The 18,516-nt window shown below is 68.1% G+C and carries 16 protein-coding genes; 9 read left to right on the top strand and 7 right to left on the bottom strand.

Features of this window, described 5'->3' with window-relative positions:
• The first annotated feature begins 223 nt into the window (after nucleotides 1–223).
• Nucleotides 224–724: a gamma carbonic anhydrase family protein gene (locus C477_RS10060; RefSeq protein WP_049914482.1), complete on the top strand. Its 501-nt coding sequence runs from the start codon at nucleotides 224–226 to the stop codon at nucleotides 722–724.
• Between the two features lie 37 nt (nucleotides 725–761).
• Here the strand turns inward: C477_RS10060 and C477_RS24080 are convergent, their stop codons facing one another.
• The gene (locus tag C477_RS24080; RefSeq protein ID WP_008894373.1) at nucleotides 762–935 is read right to left on the bottom strand and encodes a hypothetical protein; all 174 of its coding nucleotides are present in this window, start codon (nucleotides 933–935) and stop codon (nucleotides 762–764) included.
• 197 nt (nucleotides 936–1,132) lie between these two features.
• Between C477_RS24080 and C477_RS10055 the strand changes: the two genes are divergently transcribed.
• A complete protein-coding gene (locus tag C477_RS10055) occupies nucleotides 1,133–1,603 on the top strand; it encodes a DUF5799 family protein (protein WP_008894372.1) in 471 nt (156 codons plus the stop codon).
• 47 nt (nucleotides 1,604–1,650) lie between these two features.
• Here C477_RS10055 and C477_RS24075 read toward each other — a convergent pair whose 3' ends face one another.
• Nucleotides 1,651–1,794: a DUF7557 family protein gene (locus tag C477_RS24075; RefSeq protein ID WP_008894371.1), complete on the bottom strand. Its 144-nt coding sequence runs from the start codon at nucleotides 1,792–1,794 to the stop codon at nucleotides 1,651–1,653.
• A 118-nt stretch (nucleotides 1,795–1,912) separates the two neighbouring features.
• On the opposite strand from C477_RS24075, the gene C477_RS10050 reads away from it, so the two are divergent.
• Nucleotides 1,913–2,203, top strand: a complete 291-nt coding sequence (locus C477_RS10050; protein WP_008894370.1) for a DUF7545 family protein — start codon at nucleotides 1,913–1,915, stop codon at nucleotides 2,201–2,203.
• Nucleotides 2,204–2,324: 121 nt separating this feature from the next.
• Here the strand turns inward: C477_RS10050 and C477_RS10045 are convergent, their stop codons facing one another.
• The gene (locus tag C477_RS10045; RefSeq protein ID WP_049914470.1) at nucleotides 2,325–6,419 is read right to left on the bottom strand and encodes a DUF7282 domain-containing protein; all 4,095 of its coding nucleotides are present in this window, start codon (nucleotides 6,417–6,419) and stop codon (nucleotides 2,325–2,327) included.
• A 515-nt stretch (nucleotides 6,420–6,934) separates the two neighbouring features.
• Here C477_RS10045 and C477_RS10040 point away from each other — a divergent pair.
• The 6 genes from C477_RS10040 (at nucleotide 6,935) to C477_RS10015 (ending at nucleotide 12,956) form a co-directional block, all read left to right on the top strand.
• Complete coding sequence (locus C477_RS10040) at nucleotides 6,935–7,522, top strand: biotin transporter BioY (protein ID WP_008894368.1); 588 nt, start codon at nucleotides 6,935–6,937, stop codon at nucleotides 7,520–7,522.
• Nucleotides 7,523–7,562: 40 nt separating this feature from the next.
• Entirely contained in the window at nucleotides 7,563–8,267 is a 705-nt protein-coding gene (locus tag C477_RS10035) for an energy-coupling factor ABC transporter ATP-binding protein (protein ID WP_008894367.1), read from the top strand.
• Between the two features lie 50 nt (nucleotides 8,268–8,317).
• Nucleotides 8,318–9,022, top strand: coding sequence for an energy-coupling factor transporter transmembrane component T family protein (locus C477_RS10030; RefSeq protein WP_008894366.1), 705 nt, complete (start codon nucleotides 8,318–8,320; stop codon nucleotides 9,020–9,022).
• Between the two features lie 142 nt (nucleotides 9,023–9,164).
• Nucleotides 9,165–10,763: a dihydrolipoyl dehydrogenase gene (locus C477_RS10025; protein WP_008894365.1), complete on the top strand. Its 1,599-nt coding sequence runs from the start codon at nucleotides 9,165–9,167 to the stop codon at nucleotides 10,761–10,763.
• A gap of 105 nt (nucleotides 10,764–10,868) precedes the next feature.
• Nucleotides 10,869–11,225 (top strand): DsrE family protein, encoded by a 357-nt coding sequence (locus C477_RS10020; protein ID WP_008894364.1) that lies wholly within the window; start codon nucleotides 10,869–10,871, stop codon nucleotides 11,223–11,225.
• Between the two features lie 294 nt (nucleotides 11,226–11,519).
• Nucleotides 11,520–12,956, top strand: a complete 1,437-nt coding sequence (locus C477_RS10015) for a cupredoxin domain-containing protein (protein WP_008894363.1) — start codon at nucleotides 11,520–11,522, stop codon at nucleotides 12,954–12,956.
• Between the two features lie 28 nt (nucleotides 12,957–12,984).
• Here C477_RS10015 and C477_RS10010 read toward each other — a convergent pair whose 3' ends face one another.
• From C477_RS10010 to C477_RS09990, 4 genes are all read right to left on the bottom strand, one after another.
• Nucleotides 12,985–14,592: a carotenoid oxygenase family protein gene (locus C477_RS10010; protein WP_008894362.1), complete on the bottom strand. Its 1,608-nt coding sequence runs from the start codon at nucleotides 14,590–14,592 to the stop codon at nucleotides 12,985–12,987.
• An 81-nt stretch (nucleotides 14,593–14,673) separates the two neighbouring features.
• A complete protein-coding gene (locus C477_RS10005; protein WP_008894361.1) occupies nucleotides 14,674–15,318 on the bottom strand; it encodes a helix-turn-helix domain-containing protein in 645 nt (214 codons plus the stop codon).
• 60 nt (nucleotides 15,319–15,378) lie between these two features.
• Nucleotides 15,379–17,241, bottom strand: coding sequence for a glycoside hydrolase family 15 protein (locus tag C477_RS10000; protein WP_008894360.1), 1,863 nt, complete (start codon nucleotides 17,239–17,241; stop codon nucleotides 15,379–15,381).
• 346 nt (nucleotides 17,242–17,587) lie between these two features.
• Nucleotides 17,588–18,397, bottom strand: a complete 810-nt coding sequence (locus C477_RS09990) for an SDR family NAD(P)-dependent oxidoreductase (RefSeq protein ID WP_008894358.1) — start codon at nucleotides 18,395–18,397, stop codon at nucleotides 17,588–17,590.
• Nucleotides 18,398–18,516: the final 119 nt, after the last annotated feature.

Below are 18,516 nucleotides of genomic sequence, written 5' to 3'. Positions count from 1 at the left end.
CGGGAGAGACGGATGCCGCTGCAGTTGCGTCTTCATCGAGTTTGTAAATAGCAGTGATGCCAAAATACGTTGGGACCGAACGGTCCGAACGTGACGAACGTGGTCCGTGACGCCGAGTGCGTCGGCAGTCGTCGCGCCGGCCATCGTCCGATGCGGGTCGCGAGTCGGCCGGCTCCGTTCGCCGATGGTCAGGTTCAAGACGCTCCTCGGAGCAGACGCAGCCATGTTACGATCGTTCGACGGAACGGAGCCGCAGGTCGCCGACTCGGCGTACGTCGACGAGGCCGCGGTCGTCATCGGCGACGTCGTCGTCGAGGCAGAGGCGAGCGTCTGGCCGAACACGACGCTGCGGGGCGACCACGGCCGGATCGTCGTCGGCGAGGGAGCCAACGTCCAGGACAACGCCGTGCTCCACGAGGACGCCGCACTCGAGCCCTACGCGACGGTCGGCCACGGCGCGATCGTCCACGACGCGACCGTCGGCGAGCGCGCGCTAGTCGGGATGAACGCGACCGTCCTCGACGGCGCTCACGTCGGCGCGGGCGCCGTCGTCGCGGCCGGCAGCGTCGTCACCGAGGGAACCGAGGTGCCGCCGTCGACGCTCGTCGCCGGCGCGCCCGCCGAGCCGAAAACCGAGATCGACGATCCCCACCTCGAGGCGACGGCCGACCGGTACGTCGAACTCTCGCGGCGGTACGCCGAATCATCCGAACGGCTCGACTGAGCGGATCGGCCTCGAGGACCGTCCGTCCAAGCGTCAGCTACGAGCTAGTTTTGTTCCACCGGTACTGCTCCTCGGCGAGCGTTCCCACACCGCAGATGACCACGAAGGTGTTCTTCGTCGTTCGGCCGTCGACGGCGATCCAGCACAATCCGCCGACCAGAATCGCGATCCCGACTGCCAGCTTGAGACGATGGGCTGTGAGCTGATCCATGCCGTGTGCTCTTGATTGACGTGGCTTTCCGCACGTCATAGTTCTATCTCCGTACCGAATGCTCGTCTACTGGCTGCTCGCCGCGAGCGAGAACACGGACGATGCAGGGCGACTAACGGTGTCGTCGGAGGACCCTCGGCGACTCGAGCGCGAACCCGATGAAAACGCTGATACAGACGCCGTCCGAAGCGCTAGCCATGAGCGACTCACCGTGGACGGACCGGATCGTCGGCGCCCGAATGACCGTCGATCAGGAGTTCTCCTCGCGGATCGCCGACTCGCAGTTTTCCAACCAGCAGTGGAGTCTGATCATGACCGCGACGGAGTTCGAGATCGAAGACGCCGACGATCCCGACCGTGCGCGGCTCGTCGCCGACACCGAGCAGGTCGAGCAGATCATCCCCGAACTCGAGAACGTCCCCAGCGGCGGCATGGGCGCGATGGGCGGCCCGGGTGCGGGCGGCGGCAACCGGAACGGTTCGTCGGGCGGCGTCTTCGACTCGATCATGGGCGCACTCGGGCTGGGCGGCGACGGCGGCGACGACCACGCCGAAAAGCGACGCGCGGCCGAGAAGCTCACCCAGGAGTACGCGGACGAGCTCCAGTCCCACCTCGAGTCGAAGGGGCGCTGGCAGTCGGTCCGGAAGGCCGCGGCCGCGGACGACTAGTGCTGCCAGCAGACTAATCGGTTCGATCGAACGAGACCGCGGCGCGCTCAGTCGCCGGCGTGAAAGAGCGTGTACTCGCTGGTCTCGTAGATGTTGATCAGTTCGTTGATCAGTTCGTCGTCGGACTCGTCGTCGACGCGCAGCGCCTCCAGTCGTCCGATCGTCTCCTCCTCGAGTTCGACGGATGGCATACGAGACGCTTCGACGGCGATCAGCAAAAACGACACGGGGGGACGAAATCGGCGCGATCGCCGCCCCGCTGCGATACAAGCCACAGCACCTTTAGGGACAGTTCACTACGGTAGGGGTATGACCGAGGAAGTCGACACGACGACCTTCGAGATCAGCGCCGACGACGGTACCACCGACGAAGTCACGGTCCCCACCGGACTCCTCGACCTCGTGGCGGAAGGCGACCAGACCGACGCCGAGACGGTCGGCGACGTCACCCTGCTGTCCCTCGCCAGCCGCGCCCACCACATCGTCCACCACGGCCAGGAGTCGGACGAGGAACTCGAGGCCCAGGAAGCCCGCATCATGGACCTGTTCGAGGAACGCTTCGGCGTGACCTACGGCGAAGCGACCGGCCACCAGCACTAACCGCGACCGACCCACTCGAGTCCGTTCGGATCGATCCGATCGACTCGAGAAGATTTTTCGAGCGCGTCGAGTCCGGACCGTCGGTAGCGAGTCGGTCGCGCACCGCCCGGTCTCGAGTCCGTCACTCGGCGGCGTCAGAACCGTTCGTCGCTGGACCCGTCTCCGTTCCGGCGGGTCCCTCCGGTTCACCGGGCGACTCGGGCGCTGGCGGCTCCGTCGGCTCGGGCGACCCCTCATCGGTCGGTTCCGTTTCAGTCGGCCCCGTTTCGCTCGGTTCTTCCTCGGCCGGCTGTGTCGCCGCGATGGTCACCGACGCCTGCTCGTCGTCGGTCGCGACCGTGTGCGTCGAGTCGGTTTCCGGCAGCGTCAACGAGAACGACAGGGTCGTCGCGCCGCCGGCCTCGAGCGCGACGCTCTCCTCTGCGACGGTCTGGCCGTCGACGGCGTAGCTCACCGTCTGGGTGCCCCCGGCGTCGCCGACGTTTTCGATCGTCGCGTCGACCGTCACCGACGACCCCGGCTCGCCGGACGCCGGTGCCTCGAGGTCGGCGATGGCGAACTCGGCCTCGCCGGGCTCCTCGATCGTTACGGTCGTCTCGGCGGTCGCGTTGTCAGTCGAGACCGTGACCGGGTACTCGCCGGGCTCGAGAGCGGTCGTGTCGGCGGTCAGCGTCACGGCTTCGGATCCGTTGGGCGCGAGCGAGACCGGTGTCTCGTTGACGACCGAGCCGTCGATCGCCAGCTGAACGTCCTGCGTGCCGTTCTCCCCGCCGGTGTTCTCGATCGCGGCGTCGACCTCGAGAGGATCACCCGCTTCGACCGAGTCGTTCGCCTCCGTGATCGAGACATTGAACGCGGCAGGTTCGGTCGGTTCGCTCGAATCGATCTCGCCGGCTGGCTCCGTCTGGGCGGTCAGCGGCTCCTCGTAGTCGTAGTTGCTCATGTCGACCTCCCAGACGAGTCGTTCGGAGTCGTTTTCGGGCGTCCAGTCGACGGTGAACGAGTCGTTGCCGGGCTCGAGTTCCGACGGCGGCTTGTCGTCCGTGGTCCCCTCGACGAACTCGCTGCCGACCACCAGCGATTCCTCGTTCGGATTCTCGTACTCGAAGGTGACCGCGATGTCGTCCTCGGTCGGCGTCGTCTCCGCCACGCTGATGTTCGGCCGTTCGGGCCGGATCTCTTCGAGACACTCGCTGGCATTGGGGTTCGGGTAGTCGATCGACCCCGGCGTCGCCTCGGGCGACGCGAAGCCGGTGATCACGGCGCCCGTATCGCCCTCGGGGACCGTGACGGTCGCGCCGTCGGCCGTCTCGGCGACGGTGAAGTCGTCGCCGGTCTCGTAGGTGATCGTCCCCTCGAACGGCGCTTCGACGTCCTCGCCGACCGTGATGGCGTACTCGCCCATCGAGTTGCCGAAGCCGCCGCTTTCGTAGAACGCGGTGCCGACGATGATCCTGTCGCCCGCGTCGAAGGAGCCGGTCACCTCGGTCTGCGAACAGCGAGGGAACGTCGCCTCGAACGTCGCCGGATCGCCGTCGACCGTGTACTCGATCGATTCCGTCGCGAGTTCCTCGCCTGTGTCGTCCGCGACGGCGACCTCGAGCGTCGCGTTCTCTTCGAGCGGCGGCTCGAGGTCCAGGGCCTCGAATTCGGCGGTCTCGTTGGCCTCGAAGGTCTCGCTCTCAGCGCGCTGCGTGCCGTTCTCGTCGGTCGCGGTGAGTCGGTAGTCGACGCTCGCGTTCGCCTCGTCGACGACGAGTGTCTCGCCGTCGCCCGTCTGATCCGACACGTTGAGCGTCGCATTCGATTCGTTCGGCTCAGCCGGTTCGTCTGGAGCGTCGTCGACCGTGTACTCGACGGATTCGTTCACCAGCGCCGTGCCGTTCTCGTCGGTGACGGCGACGTCGACCGTCGCATTTGCCTCGAGCGGCGAGTCGAACTCGAGCTCGAGATCCGACGCTGTCTCGTTGGCTTCGAACAGCTGGCTCTCGGCCGTCGACTCGTTGGCCGTCGCCGTCACGGCGTAATCGACGCTCGCGTTCGCTTCGTCGACTGTCAGCGTCTCGCCGTTGCCGGCCTGATCGACGACGGAGAGCGTCGCGTTCGGCTCGGCCGGTTCCTGGGGCTCCTGTGGCTCGTCGCCGACCGAAACGAACGCCGTATCGAGCACCGGCACGCCGGCGTCGGTGACGTACGGGACGTCCTCCGCTCCGTCGGTGTCGCCGTACTCGAACGTTCCGTCGTCGTTCGTATCGTGGTGGACCACCGCGGTGAGGGGCTGGTCCTCCTCGATCGGCTCCTCCAAGTCGATCTCGACGCCGGAGTGGGTCCCGGCCTCGAGGGCACTCGAGGTCCCGAGCACGGCGCCCGGATCGGCGACGGCGTCGGCCGCGTAGATCGCGACGAAGCCGCCCTCCGAGAGGTCGAGCTCGTCGACGGCGACCGTCTCGCCGTCGCTCTCCTGATCGGCGAACGTAATCGACGCCGTTCCCTCGAGTTCGTCGATTTCATCGGCGCGCTCTTCGGCCTCGTCCTCGACGTACTGCCTGAGTTCGGAGACGTCGTCGATTCCCTGCTGAACCGCGTACGCGGTGGCGTCGGACGCGGTCTCCCGGGTCAGGATCTGTAGTTGCGTGACGCTGATCCGCTGGTACTGGACGACGCGGGCCGTCTCCTGCGTGGCGCTGCTGGCGGCGATCTGGATCTGCTCGACGGTCGCCTCCTGGGACTGGCTCAGCGCGCCGCTGGCGCCGCCGGTCGCCAGCCGCTGGATCTGCGTGACGTCGACGACCTGTTGCTGGAGTACCGCCCCCTCGCCGGCGCCGAACGCGGCGGCCTGAATCTGTTCGATCTCGGCGATCTGGTACTGGACCGCCGACTCGATCGCTCCCTTGGACGCGCCGACCGCGGCGTACTGGATCTGGGTGATCGAAATCTCCTGGTGCTGGACCAGCACGCCGCCCGCGGCCCCGTCGGCCGCCGCCTGGATCTGCTCGACCGTGGCCGACTGGCTCTGATAGATCGCCCCCTTGGCGGCGCCGAACGAGGCCTCCTGAATCTGGGTGATCGAGATCCGCTGGACCTGTTCGACGCTGACGGTCTGGAGCTGCGTCAGCGACCCCCTGCCGGCCCCGCGAGCCGCGGCCTGGGTCTGCTCGACGGAGACCGTCTGTCGCTGGACGAGCGCGCCCTTCGCGGCGCCCGTAGCAGCCTTCTGGACCTGCTTGATGTTCACGCGCTGGCGCTGCTCGATGTCGATCTCCTGGCTCTGTTCGCCCTCGAGGGCCGCCGGAACGCTCCCCTCGAGTGCCCCCGCGGACGCGCCGGCCGCCGCGTGCTGGACGTGCTCGAGCGTGATCCGCTGGCGCTGTTCGACGGTGATCTGCTGGTACTGCTCGAGGACGCCGTAGGCCGCCCCTTGCGCGGCCTCCTGGGTCTTGGGGTGGTCCTGCACGTCGCTATCGCCCGCTTCCCGGCACGCCCCCGCTGCGGCCCCGCGCGTCGCGACCTGAATCTGGTCGACATCGGCGCGCTGTTTCTGGGCGAGCGCGCCGTGTGTCGCCCCCCAGGTCGCGCTCTGCATCTGGTCCGCCGAGACCGTCTGGGACTGGGCGAGCGCGCCGTCGGTCGCGCCGCCGACCGCGGCCTGGATCTGTTCGATCTCGGCGTCCTGGGACTGGATTAGCGAGCCGTGGACCGCGCCGGCCGTCGCCGCCTGAATCTGCTCGGCGTCGGCCGCTTGGTGTTGGGCAACCGACCGGCTGGCGGCCCCGACGGCCGCCGCGCGCTGTTCCTGGCTCACCTCAATGCCCTGCTGCTGGGCCAGTTCGGTTCCTTCGTCGACGCCGGCCTCGACGGCCGTCGTCTGTTCCTGTGCGAGCGAGGCGCTCGCGTCGTCGTCGGTCGCGGCGGACTCCGCCGCGGAGTCGAACGACACTAACTCGCTATCCGCGGCCGACTGGCTCGCGCGCACGGGTTCGCGATCCGCCGCATCCGCGGCGGTGGCGTTCGCACTCCCGCTGTCGTCGTCTTGACTGGCGGTTGCACTGTCTGCAGCGGCGATACCGGCCGTTCCGCCGTCTCCCTCGCCGGGAGCGCTCTCGCCGCCCTCAAACGGGACGATACCGCCGCCGAGCAGCGGCAGCGCCACCGCGCTCGTGATCAGCAGCGCGGCGACGGCGAGCGCCGCCACGGCTGCGCCTCGACGCCGACTCATGGCTCGACGCTCCTGCCGGTCCGACCGCTCGAGCGAGTCACTCGGCTCCCGCGTGCAGCGCAGCGGTCGCGGTTCGAACGGCCTCTGGGGCCCCTGGGACCGTCACGTTCCCGCCGTTCGCGAGTCGGCCGCTGGCCGCGTCTCGGTTCCCGATCGCTCCTCGGTCCGAACCGGCTACGTACGGATGACATCAGCTTTCTATCACGGGAGCGAAAGAGCGCATAAGGCCAGCGGGTCGTTTCGGTTAGTAATCGGATACAATCCCCGATTACTCCCCTCGAGCGCGGCGTCTTCCACCGGAGCGACGCTCTCGAGGGAGCGGCTATTTCGGACGCGTTCGGGCCTCGATCGCGCCGGATTCGCCTCGAAGCATCAGTTTCCGGAGAGGAATCGGGCTATTTCGGTCCCTCCCGGCGGATCGGGATCCGTCCCACCGCGCGGAGATGTCACCCTGTTGATCGCCTGCACCCTCGGAAACCGAAGTGTTGAACTTGGTTTACGAGAGTGGGAGTGGTATGGCAACGAATCGAGAGACGGTCGATCTCGTCGACGGGGACGTCGTCCGGCAGTTCGCTCGCGCGGCGGTGCTGGCGGCGCTGGTGGGGGCGTCGATATTCGTGACGATCCCGTACCCGTTTTCGCCGGCGCCGATCACGCTGCAGGTCCTGTTCGTCTTTCTCGCCGGCCTCGTCTTGGGACCGGTCTGGGGGGCCGTCTCGATGCTCCTCTACCTGACCGCCGGCGCGGCCGGTCTCCCGGTCTTCTCCGGGATGGAGGCCGGATTCGGTCCCCTCGTCGGAAACACCGCGGGCTACCTCTGGTCGTATCCGCTCGCGGCGGCGCTGATCGGCGCCGTCGTCCACCGGGGCACCGACCTCCGAAATCCCGCCGACGTCCCCCTGCCGATCGTCGTCGCCGCGCTCGTCGCCGCGACGATCCTCATCTACGCCATGGGGACGGCGTACGCGGCCTGGCTCCAGGCCCTCGAGCCCTGGGAGGCGATCGCCGGCTACGCGCTCCCGTTCGTTCCCGCCGAACTGGTCAAGATGATCGCTGCGATCGCCATCGTCGAGAGCGGGCGGCTCGAACCGGTCGGATCGTGATCGCGCGCACAGCCCTTTCGACCTCGCCAGCGAGGGCACGATGATCGAGTTCCGGTCCGTCACCTACGCCTTCGACGACGTGCCCGTCCTCGAGGACGTCTCGCTGTCGATCGCGGACGGCGAGTTCGTCGTCCTCGCGGGCGCCAACGGGAGCGGCAAGACGACCCTGCTGCGCCACTGTAACGGGCTGGTGACGCCCAATGCGGGGAAAGTACTGATCGACGGGACCCCAGTCACCGAGGACCTCGTCGCCGCCCGCTCGAGCGTCGGCATGGTCTTCCAGCACCCACGGGACCAGTTCGTCGCCGCGACGATCGGCGCCGACGTCGCCTTCGGCCCCGAGAACCTCGGCCTCGAGCGCGCCGAGATCGACCGCCGGGTGGCCGACGCCCTCGAAGCCGTCAACATGGCCGGTCGCGGGGACGAGCGGATCGACGCGCTCTCGGGGGGCGAGCAGTCCCGCGTGGCCATCGCCGGCGCGCTCTCGATGGAACCCACGCATCTCGTCCTGGACGAACCGTTCACCGGACTGGACGACCCGGCCCGCCGATCCGTCCTCTCGCGACTCGAGGCGCTCTCGGACGGCGGAACCGGGATCCTGCTCGCGACCCACGACCTCAGAGACGTGCTCGACCTGGCCGACCGCGTCGTCGCCATGCGGGACGGCGCGGTCGCCGTCGACGACGCGCCCGACCGCGCGCTCGAGGCGCTGTCGGATTTCGAGGTTCGAGTGCCGGAGCGCTGACCGCACGCGGCGCGACGATCACTGCCGCCGCCAGACCACCGATCCCGACGATGCTCACCTACGACCCCGACGACACGCTCGCCCACCGGCTCGACCCCCGCTCGAAGCTGGCCGTCCAGTTCGGGTTCGCCGCGACCGCGCTGGCCCACACGAGCCCGCGGGCACTGGTCGCGCTCACCGCCGTCGCCGCGACGATCCTGCTTAGCGCTCGCGTTCCGCTCCTCGAGACGCTGTCCGCCTATCGCTTCGCCCTGCTCTTCCTCTCGCTCGCACCGGTACTCGCGGCGCTCACGTTCGGTTCGCCCTGGCTCGACCTCGCGGACGGCCTCGCCTCCGCGCGGGCGAGCTACCGCGTCCTGCTCGTCCTGCTCGTTAGCGCGGCGTACGTCCGTTCGACGACGGTCCGGGACTCTCGCGCCGCGATCCAGCGGACGATTCCAGGGAAACCGGGCCAGCTCCTCGGGATCGGCGTCGCGCTCGTCTTCCGGTTCCTGCCGGTCCTGCAGGCCGATCTGCGGACGATCAGCGACGCGATGGCGGCGCGGCTTGGCGACCAGCGAAGCGCCGTCGACCGCGCGAGTACGCTGGGACTGTTGGGCCTCTCGCGGGCGTTCGACCGAGCCGATCGCCTCGCGCTCGCCATGCAGGCGCGGTGTTTCGCCTGGAATCCCACCCTGCCCGCGCTGTCGCTCTCGCGACTCGACTATCCCGCTCTCGCCGCCGCCGTCGTGCTCGCGCTGTCGGCGTTACTGTAGGGGGAGCCGGATCCGAGGCGGTGCGATCCTCGAGACGGGTGCCACTCGGGAGCAGGGACGAGACTCCGCAGGCCGCAGTGAACGTGCACGTCCCGTGCATTCCGGCCCGGCCTTCATTACGACCGGCACCGGAGTTCGGCGCATGGAGGAGTACGATTTCCTGGTCGTCGGTTCGGGATCGGGGCTCGACGTCGCGAACGCGGCCGCAGGGCGCGGTCAGTCGGTCGCCGTCGTCGAGAAGGGGCGGCTCGGCGGGACCTGCCTCAACCGCGGCTGTATCCCTTCGAAGCAGCTATTGTACCGCGCGGAGGTACTCGAGACAGTCGAGCGCGCCGAGGAGTTCGGCATCGAGACGACGGTCGATGACGTCGCCTTCGCCGACATCGTCCGCGAGGTCAACGAGGACGTCGCCGGAAGCTCGGAGTCGATCCGCCGGGGGCTCGAGTCCTCCTCGGATCACGACCTCTACCGGGCGGAGGGGGAGTTCGTCGACGAGCGAACCGTCGAACTCTCGGGCGGGGATCACGACGGCGAGCGCCTGACCGCCGAAACGGTCCTCGTCGCGGCCGGCACCCGTCCCGGCGTCCCTCAGGTCGACGGCATCGAGGACACCGACTACCTGACGAGCCGGGAGGCGCTCCGACTCGAGGAGCCGCCGGAACACCTCGTCATCGTCGGCGGCGGCTATATCGCGGCGGAGTTGGGCCACTTCTTCGGAGCGTTCGGGAGCGACGTCTCGATTATCGGGCGGCGCCCGCACCTGCTTCCGGACGCCGACGCGGCGGTCGCCGCCGAGTTCACGGAGCGACTCGCGGACCGGTACGACGTGTACACGGGCTACGAGGCCACGGCCGTCTCGGAGTCCGACGGCGAGGTGACCGTCGACGCGCGGCCGTATCCGGCGGCCGACTCCGAACCGGAAGCGGAATCGGAGACGGGAGCGGAGCCGGGGTCGACGCCGTATCCGGCGCCAGAACGCGGCGAGGGCGCGGCCGAGCGGCTCTCCGTCACCGGCGACGAACTGCTCGTCGCCACCGGGCGCGTTCCGAACACCGATACGCTGAACGCGAGCGCGGCGGGGATCGAGACGGACGAGCTGGGGTTCGTCGAGACGGACGAGTACCTGCGGACGAGCGCCGACGGGGTCTGGGCGCTGGGCGACATCGTCGGCGAGTACCTGCTCAAGCACAACGCCAACCACGAAGCCCGGGCCGTCGTTCGCAACCTCTTCGGCGACGGCCTCGAGCCGGTCGACTACGACGCGATGCCCTTCGCCGTCTTCTCCTCGCCGGAGGTCGCCGGCGTCGGCGCCACGGAGGCGGAACTGCAGGCCGCCGACCGCGACTACGCCAAGCGCACGTACCGGTACGAGGACACCGCCCGCGGCTCGGCGATGAAGGTCGAGGGGATGGTCAAGCCGCTCATCTCCCTCGAGGGAGAGATCCTCGGCTGTCACATCGTCGGCCCGGAGGCCTCTAATTTGATCGAGGAGGTCGTCGTCGCGATGACGGCCGGCTCGGGAACGGTTCGAGACATCCGCGAGTCAGTGCACATCCATCCCGCGCTCTCGGAGGTCGTCCAGCGGGCGTTCTCGGGGCAGTTCACCCGCGGCGGGCACGATCACAGCCACGGCCACGGACACGATCACAGCCACGGCCACGGACACGATCACAGCCACGGCCACGGACACGATCACAGCCACGGCCACGGACACGACCACGATCATCGTCACGACCACTAAATAGCGGATCGGACCGGCACGGATCGAGTGGTCTCCGGCGATGTTGCAGCGGGCACACACGCCCGCCGGTCCGTTTTATCCGCGGATGGCCTGCGTTCACATGTAATGGTAAACGCAGCCATCGTCATTCTCGCGGGCACCGAATCGCACGCCGACACCGGTCGACTCGTCAACGGGCTCGAGGCGGCAAAGGAGTTCGCCGAGAACGACGAAGACGAACTCGAACTCATCTTCGACGGCGCCGGCACCCAGTGGGTCGAGGAGTTGGAGGACGAGGACCACGACTACCACGACCTCTACGAGTCCGTGCAGGACGAAGCGGCCGTCTGTGACTACTGCGCCGGGGCGTTCGGCGTCGACGACGCCGTCGAGGACCAGGGACTCGTCCGTATCGACGAGAACGAGGGCCACCCCAGCGTCCGTTCGATGGTCGACGACGACTACGAGATCATCACGTTCTAACGGCTCTCGCCGAGCGCGCTGTTTTCGGCCGCAGTTCGACCCGAAGCCACGAGCGCGGATCGGGTTCCGTTCGACGCGATCGGACCCTGGTGCGCCGTCGTCGGTATCGATCGCGACGACACCGTTCCGATCGGCGTCCGATCGATAAGAGCGGATTAGTCCGTCCAATCGCGCCTTAGATCGCCCGCGCGAGCGAAACATCCCGCTAAAGCCTTACGGGAATGAGCGTTTGCCGTGCCACAACGATTCGTCCCATTCTTTGCTCCGATCTCCACGGACCACATGTGGTAACAGATGGCAAACAAGAACGATTCGAACGATAACGTAGCGCGGCGATCGGTGCTCGCGGCCGGTGGCGCGACGACGCTCGGGGCGCTCGTGGGCGGAATCGGAGCAGCGCACGGATCGACGGTCACCCGGCAGGAGGAAGGCGGTGGAACCGCCGACTCGAGTCGCGATGTCACGGTTCGACAGGAGTCGGGAAACGCCGTCTACTGGGTTCTTCCCGGCGAACGGCGACTGAGCCCGCAGGTGTTCGGAACGCCGGACGCCCCGCGGCGGGGGAGCGATCTGCTCGAGTCGCGCATCGAACAGGCCAAGGGGTTCCCCGAGCCGCTGGACGAGGCCATCCCGCAGCTCCTGCAGGATCTGCCACCGCTGGTGGCCGCACCGGAGGAGGCCCGCGAACCGATCGAGGACGGTGAGTCGGCCGGGATCGCACAGGAACGATTCACCGAACCGACGCTGTACAGCGACGAGGCCGAGGTGACGAGCGGCTCGTTCGAGATCACCTACGGGGATCGGCAGCCGTACGATCTTCCCGGCGAGCCCGGCGATACGAGCGACGCGGTCGACCTCAGCGCACGGTTTACCGATCCGGCGGGCAACGAGTACGAACTCGAGCACGACCACGTCGTGCAGCCGCCGATTCCGGGCTACGAGACCGGCGGCGGCATCCTGTCGGGCGGCTGGCTGCACGGGATCACGGGGACCGGTTCGCCGCTGTTCCCTCGGGTGTACACCTACGGCGCGTCGTGGGGGGTCGGCGACGTCCGGATCAACGGCGAGGTGGCGACCGAGGACGGGTTCCGCGTCATCCACTTCATGACGACCCAGACGGTCCGCGACGAGCGATACCGGATGGCCGTAGACGAGGAACTGCCGCTGGCGCCGGACGGGACGATCGCCGGGCAAGTCCACCACACGCACGGCGTCGTCCTGCCGATCAGGCCGACGCCCGACGGCCCCGTCTACGACCCGGTGCCGACCGCGATGGAACTGCCGAACGGCGAGACCCAGCCGTTCATCCACGCGATGTGGGAACAAGACGAAATCGTCGAGGGTCCGTTCGCAGACTGGGAGTTTCCCGGACGGGACGACGAAGCGACCTCGGACGCCGAGGAATCGGGGAGCGGAGACGCCGACTTCCGGCTACTCGGCGAGGCGTCGGCCTGGCGGGGTGCAGCGCCCGAGCCCGTCGCGGGCGAGGAGAATCCGACCCTCCAGCTCGAGGCCGGGACCGAGTACACCCTGATCTGGGAGAACGCCGACGGGCTGCAGCATAACTTCGCGATCCAGAACGGGAACGGCGAGGACCTCCTCGCCTCCGAGTTCGTCGGCGAGGAAGGGGCCACGCAGACGGTCACGTTCACGGCCAGCGAGGAGATGGCGGAGTACTACTGTCAGGTCCATCCCCGGAGCATGCGAGGAGCGATCGAGATCGGGAACTGACGACAGACGAGAGCGGCTTCCCGGGCCGCTACAGGTCGGCGAAAATCCCGTGGAAGCCCAGTGGAATGTGGTGGGGCGCCGGCGCTCGCGCCAGTTCCTCGAACGTCCCGGCATCGAGAACGAGCAGAAACGACCGTTCCGCGGCCGCGTCGAGGACGACCGACAGGATCACGCCGTCGTCCTCGGCAGTCGCGTCGGGCGATTCGACGAAGACCGGTTCGCCGGCGTAGGTTCCCGGTTCCTCCCACTCGCTCGCGGCGCCGGTCTCGACGTCGACCTTGACCAGCGTGTTCGGAACGTCCCGCGGCGGGTTCTCCCGGTTCCCCACGCCGTAGGCGTACCGGTACGGTTCGGCGTTCACCCGGTCATAGTTGATCCCGGGCAACTCGATCGGTCCCTCGTAGAGCGCCTCCCGAGCAACCGTCTCACCGAGCCGAAACCGATCGAGTCGTCCCCCGTCGGGCGAGTACCCCTCCGATCGAATCTCCTCGAGGTAGAGGTCCTCGACGATCGAGGCGTCGTCGTAGGCGACGACGTCGACGACGATATCGTCCCCGTCCTCGAAGGCGTTGACGTGGTGAAACGCGAAGAACGCGTCCGTCTCGTGTGTACTAACCACCTCTCCAGTTGCGCGCTCGATCACGAGGAATCGCGTCCCCCGATCGGGAACCCACTCGTAGTTCTCGATGAACGGCCGATCCCGCACGAGGAACTCGAGCGGGTCGACGACGAAGGGAAACTCCGCGAGGATCACGTACCGGTCGGTCAACCCGAAACTGTGCATGTACGCCGGCCGGTCCCGGGAGACGGTAGCGAAGACGTCCCGCTCGTGCTCGCCGTCGGGCATCCGGAACACCCGGTACTCGCTCGTCCGCGAGAGGTCCGTCACGTAGTTGATCGTCTCCCCGTCGTCCCGGTGGGGGTGCGCGGTCGTCAGGTCACCGAGGTCGGTCCCGTCGGCGACGACGCCCAGCGTCTCGAGCGTCTCCGGATCGAACTCGACCGGTATGGGGGTCTCGGTCATCGCACGGAACCGGTCGGCGTGAGTCGCGACGCTGACGTTCGCGTTGTCGGTCGTCGTGTCGGAGAACAACGTGAAGAACCGCTCCCAGATCCGTCGACAGGGATCCGTGGCGAATTCGCGGTAGCCGAGTTCCCCCTCGTCCGTCGCGTGCTCGTACGCTCGCGTCTCGAGGAATCGGTTCGAGTACGTCACGGCGCCGTCGTCGATCGCGAACCGGTGGAGCATCGCGAAGCCGTCGAACCAGTGACGCAGGTGCCGGTCGCCGACCTCGAATTTCGCCGGTCCGGTTCGCAGCAGCGTTCCCTCCAGCCACGACGGGAGCTCGCCCTCGACCGGCAGGGAGCGGTCGGCGACCTCGTTCTCGAGCGATCGGAATCCCGGGTGTCGCTCGTCGACCGAGGCGGTACCGGACGATTCGGAACCACCGATACAGCCGCCGAGAAGCGCCCCCGCCGCGACGGTGCCGGTCCCGAGCACGTCGCGTCGGTCGAGCGCGGTCGACGCGGTCGACTCCCGATCGCCTTGCTCGACCGATCGGTTCGCGTCGCCGTCGTCATCATCGGTCGTTCGGTCGTTCGAGCATCGATCAGCGGGCCGATGTTCAGGAGGCATCGACCGGATGTAACACGCATCAGTCCGAATCAACTGGCCCAAGAGCTTGGGATCGCGTGCGAGACGCCGGAACCGGGCCGGTCAGTCGAGTCGATCGCCGTCCGCCCCGGTCAAGTGCCACTTGACCAGTTTGGCTTGGCCGCGACGGAGGACGCCGCTCGCCGTCGATTCGTCGACGCCGAGCGTTCCCGCGACCGTGTCGAGCGTACACTCCCGCGGAACCTCGAAGTAGCCCTCCCGGAGCGCCGCCTCGAGCGTCGCCCGCTGCCTGTCGGTGAGCAGCGTCGCGGTCTCGTCGGCCTCGACGAGCGACTGGAGTTCGTACCGGAGGGTCGCGTCCTCGAGCATCGCCCGCAGTCCGTCGAACTCGTCGCGCGTCCCCGTGAAATCCAGTTCGTACCAGCCGGCGCGGACGACGATCGGAAACTCGGGCGGAAGCGAGGCCGATTCGACGAACTCGTACAGCGCCGTCTCGGTCGTTTCGTACTTCGAGAGCGATCGGTCGTCCGTCACCGCCAGCCGCTCGTGGGCTTCGATCGACGGATGGGTCGCGATCGCTCCCGAAACCTCCCGCGGGTTCTCGGCGACCACTTCACCCAGTTCCACTGCCCTGTCGCCGGTTCGGACCCCCGACAGGAGACGGAAGGTGGCGCTCGGGAACGAGCGAGAGACCTCCGCGACCCACGCGTCCTCGGGGAGACGTATCCGCAGCGACGCCGTGATCATCCTGTCATGGGATCGTACGTCCCGGAGCGCCCAACAGTTTGGGGGGAGGTATCACCCAACTCACGACGAAACGACCGGGTCGCCAAGTCGGATCCCCATCGGTGCCGGTCCGGGCGTCTCGAGCCCCCGGGCGTAGCCCAGATACAGGGCGCTATTGACGATCCCGATGTGGCTGAACGCCTGCGGGTAGTTCCCGAGGTGGGCGCCGCTCTCGGGATCGATCTCCTCTGCGACGAGCCCGAGCGGGTTCAGGTACTCGAGCAGCGTCTCGAATCGGGATTGAGCCTCCGCGATGCGCCCGGAGAGCGCGAGCGCGTCGACGAACCAGCTCGAGCAGAGGACGAACGCTCCCTCGTCGCCCGGGAGTCCGTCGTCGCCGTCGTACCGCTGGACGAACACCTCGTCCTCGACTAACGTCTCCTCGATCGCGTCGATCGTTCCCTGCACGCAGTCGTCGTCGAAGGGCAGGAAGCCGACGATCGGGAGCAACAGCCCCGTCGCGTCGAGCGCGTCCGACCCGTAGGATTGCACGAACGCCCCGACATCCTCGTCGTACCCGTTCTCGAGGACGTCCGCCCTGATCCGCTCGCGGGTCTCCCGCCACTCCCCGACCGGGGCGTCGTAGCCACCGTCGGTCGCGAGCGCGATCCCGCGATCGAGGGCGACCCAACACATCACCTTCGAGTAGACGAAGTGTTCGGCCCCGCCGCGGACCTCCCAGATGCCCGCGTCGGGCTCGGTCCAGATCTCGCGGACGTACTCGACGATATCGCGGATCCGGTCCCACTCGTCGGGGTCCAGTTCGCGACCGTGTCGGTGCATCTCGTCGACGGCCAGCAGGAGTTCCCCGTAGGTGTCGTGTTGGCGCTGCTCGGCGGCCCCGTTGCCGATTCGCACGGGACTGGACCCGCGATACCCCTCGAAGTGCTCCAGTTCCCGCTCCTCGAGATCGGAATCGCCGTGGAGCCCGTACAGCGGCTGGATCGCTTCGGGATCGTCGGCCTGGCAGAGATCCATGAACCAGTCGAAGTAGTCGTTCGCCTCGTCGGCGGTGCCGAGGTTCATCAGTGCCTGCACTGTAAAGCCGGCGTCGCGCAGCCAGTTGAACCGGTAGTCCCAGTTGCGGACGCCGCCGATGTCCTCGGGTAGCGAGGTCGTCGGCGCAGCCGCGATCCCACCCGATTCGGCGTGGGTCAGGAGCTTCAGCACGAGTTCGGACCGAACGACGGTGTCGTGCCACGCCCCCTCGAACGCGCAGTCGCCGTCGGCATCGCAGTCGTGGGCCCAGTCGGCCCAGTAGTCGATCGTCTCCGCCAGCGCGGCCTCGGGATCCGTGTTCGCGTCCTCGGCGCCCGTACACCGGAGCAGGAACCACTCCTCGTCGCCGGCCTCGAGCGAGAGGTCGCCGGTGATCCGGCCGTCATCGATTGCGAGGTCGATCGGACTCTCGAGCAGCGTCCGTTCCTCGTCGCCCTCGGCGAGGACGCCGCCATCGACCCGTTCGATCGACGTCTCCGCGCGGCCGTAATCGAACCGCGGCTCGAGTTCGACCTCGAGCTCGACGCTCCCGTCTGCGCAGGCGAGTTTGCGATAGAGGACTTTCTTCGGGTGGTCGGTCCGACCGGCCGGCGGCAGGAAGTCCGTTACGGTCGCCGTCCCGTCGTCGGTCCGGAACGTCGTCTCGAGGACGTTCGTGTCGTCGACGTACCGCCGCTCCGTCTCGAAGGAATCAGTCGGGGCGATCCGAAATCGCCCCCCGCGCTCGGCGTCGAGGATCGCGGCGAGGATGCTCGGCGACTCGAGGTGGGGGAACGGGAACCAGTCGATCGAGCCGTCCGGCGCGACGAGCGCGCACGTCTCGAGGTTCCCGACGACGCCGTAGGCCTCGATCGGCGGATAGGCGTCGGCGTCAGTCACCGACATCACCCGCGGCTCGGACCGGACCGGTGAACGCGACGCGATCGAGAGGCGAGTCGATGCGCATGACGCACCGTTCGACGACCAGCAGGAAAAAAGCGGACCTCGCGGGGAACGCGCGTCGAGACCGCGTGGGACCGGTTTCGAAAAACGCGATGAGCGGCGATACCGACTCGAAGGTCGTCGTCACGGGCGCGTCGGCGGGCGTCGGCCGGGCGACCGCGCGAGCTTTCAGCGAGCGAGGGGCGCGGATCGGCCCGCTCGCACGGGAAAGAGGGGGCTCGATCCGCGGACTAGGTGCGAAGAATCGTGCCCGCGAGTCGAGTGCCGATTCGTGGACGACCGTGACGGACTACCTCCCCGGCGGCTCGAACGTGTTCGGTGGGCCGGTCGGCGAGAGCGTCTGTCCCGTCACGAACGACGCGGCGTCGCTCGCGAGGAAGCGGACGAGGTCGGCGACCTCATGGGGCGAGCCGACCTCTCGAGCGACCGGCTCTCGGTCCGGAATCTCGTCGAGGCCGAACCCCTCGCGGACCGGCGGCGTCGCGATGAACCCGGGCTCGACCGCGTTCACGCGAACGTCGTCCTCGGCCCACTCGGCGGCCAGCGTTCGGGTGAGTGCGCTGACCCCCGCCTTCACGGCGCTGTACGGCCCCATTCCGGCGACGCCGTAGCGACCGGCCATACTGGACGTGTTGACGATCGCTCCGCCGTCGCTCCGGAGCGCGTCGGCGAACGCGCGGGTGACGTTGTACGTACCCGTGAGGTTCACCTCGACGACCCCCTCCCAGCCCTCGGGCTCTACCTCCTGCAGGGGTCCGCCGTCACCGGCCCCGCCCGCGTTGTTGACCAAGACGTCGACAGTGTCGAACTCCTCGAGCGTCGCCTCGGCGAGCGCCTCGACCGAGTCGCGATCGGTAACGTCGCACTCGACGGGATGGACCGACCCGGGGAGGTTCGCCCCGTTGAGTTCGTCCGCGACGGCCTCGACGTCGTCCCGCGTTCGCGAACAGATGACGACGTCGGCGCCGTCCGCGACGAACGTCTCGGTGATCGCCCGGCCGATACCGCTCGAGGCGCCCGTCACAACGGCCGTCTCACCGGTGACGCTGGAGTGGTCGCGAACGGACTCCGTCGTTCGAGGTTCGTCTGCTACTGGCATCCCGCACGCTATCGCTCCTTAGGGGAAAAGCCTCTACCGACTGTGGGCGGATCGCACACAGTCGGTTTCGAGTGAGAGTGTCGACGTGGTATCGATCAGCGATGGAGCCGGCCGCCCGG

Origin of the sequence: Haloterrigena salina JCM 13891, assembly GCF_000337495.1 — an archaeon.
Classification (GTDB): Archaea; Halobacteriota; Halobacteria; order Halobacteriales; family Natrialbaceae; genus Haloterrigena; species Haloterrigena salina.
This window is presented reverse-complemented; position numbering and strand designations above follow the sequence as displayed.

What these genes read in the sequence shown, in the direction of transcription:
- C477_RS10060 (WP_049914482.1), top strand. Translation starts at nt 224, where the DNA reads ATGTTACGATCGTTCGACGGAACGGAGCCGCAGGTCGCCGACTCGGCG.
- C477_RS24080 (WP_008894373.1), bottom strand. Translation starts at nt 935, where the DNA reads ATGGATCAGCTCACAGCCCATCGTCTCAAGCTGGCAGTCGGGATCGCG.
- C477_RS10055 (WP_008894372.1), top strand. Translation starts at nt 1,133, where the DNA reads ATGAGCGACTCACCGTGGACGGACCGGATCGTCGGCGCCCGAATGACC.
- C477_RS24075 (WP_008894371.1), bottom strand. Translation starts at nt 1,794, where the DNA reads ATGCCATCCGTCGAACTCGAGGAGGAGACGATCGGACGACTGGAGGCG.
- C477_RS10050 (WP_008894370.1), top strand. Translation starts at nt 1,913, where the DNA reads ATGACCGAGGAAGTCGACACGACGACCTTCGAGATCAGCGCCGACGAC.
- C477_RS10045 (WP_049914470.1), bottom strand. Translation starts at nt 6,419, where the DNA reads ATGAGTCGGCGTCGAGGCGCAGCCGTGGCGGCGCTCGCCGTCGCCGCG.
- C477_RS10040 (WP_008894368.1), top strand. Translation starts at nt 6,935, where the DNA reads ATGGCAACGAATCGAGAGACGGTCGATCTCGTCGACGGGGACGTCGTC.
- C477_RS10035 (WP_008894367.1), top strand. Translation starts at nt 7,563, where the DNA reads ATGATCGAGTTCCGGTCCGTCACCTACGCCTTCGACGACGTGCCCGTC.
- C477_RS10030 (WP_008894366.1), top strand. Translation starts at nt 8,318, where the DNA reads ATGCTCACCTACGACCCCGACGACACGCTCGCCCACCGGCTCGACCCC.
- C477_RS10025 (WP_008894365.1), top strand. Translation starts at nt 9,165, where the DNA reads ATGGAGGAGTACGATTTCCTGGTCGTCGGTTCGGGATCGGGGCTCGAC.
- C477_RS10020 (WP_008894364.1), top strand. Translation starts at nt 10,869, where the DNA reads ATGGTAAACGCAGCCATCGTCATTCTCGCGGGCACCGAATCGCACGCC.
- C477_RS10015 (WP_008894363.1), top strand. Translation starts at nt 11,520, where the DNA reads ATGGCAAACAAGAACGATTCGAACGATAACGTAGCGCGGCGATCGGTG.
- C477_RS10010 (WP_008894362.1), bottom strand. Translation starts at nt 14,592, where the DNA reads ATGCCTCCTGAACATCGGCCCGCTGATCGATGCTCGAACGACCGAACG.
- C477_RS10005 (WP_008894361.1), bottom strand. Translation starts at nt 15,318, where the DNA reads ATGATCACGGCGTCGCTGCGGATACGTCTCCCCGAGGACGCGTGGGTC.
- C477_RS10000 (WP_008894360.1), bottom strand. Translation starts at nt 17,241, where the DNA reads ATGTCGGTGACTGACGCCGACGCCTATCCGCCGATCGAGGCCTACGGC.
- C477_RS09990 (WP_008894358.1), bottom strand. Translation starts at nt 18,397, where the DNA reads ATGCCAGTAGCAGACGAACCTCGAACGACGGAGTCCGTTCGCGACCAC.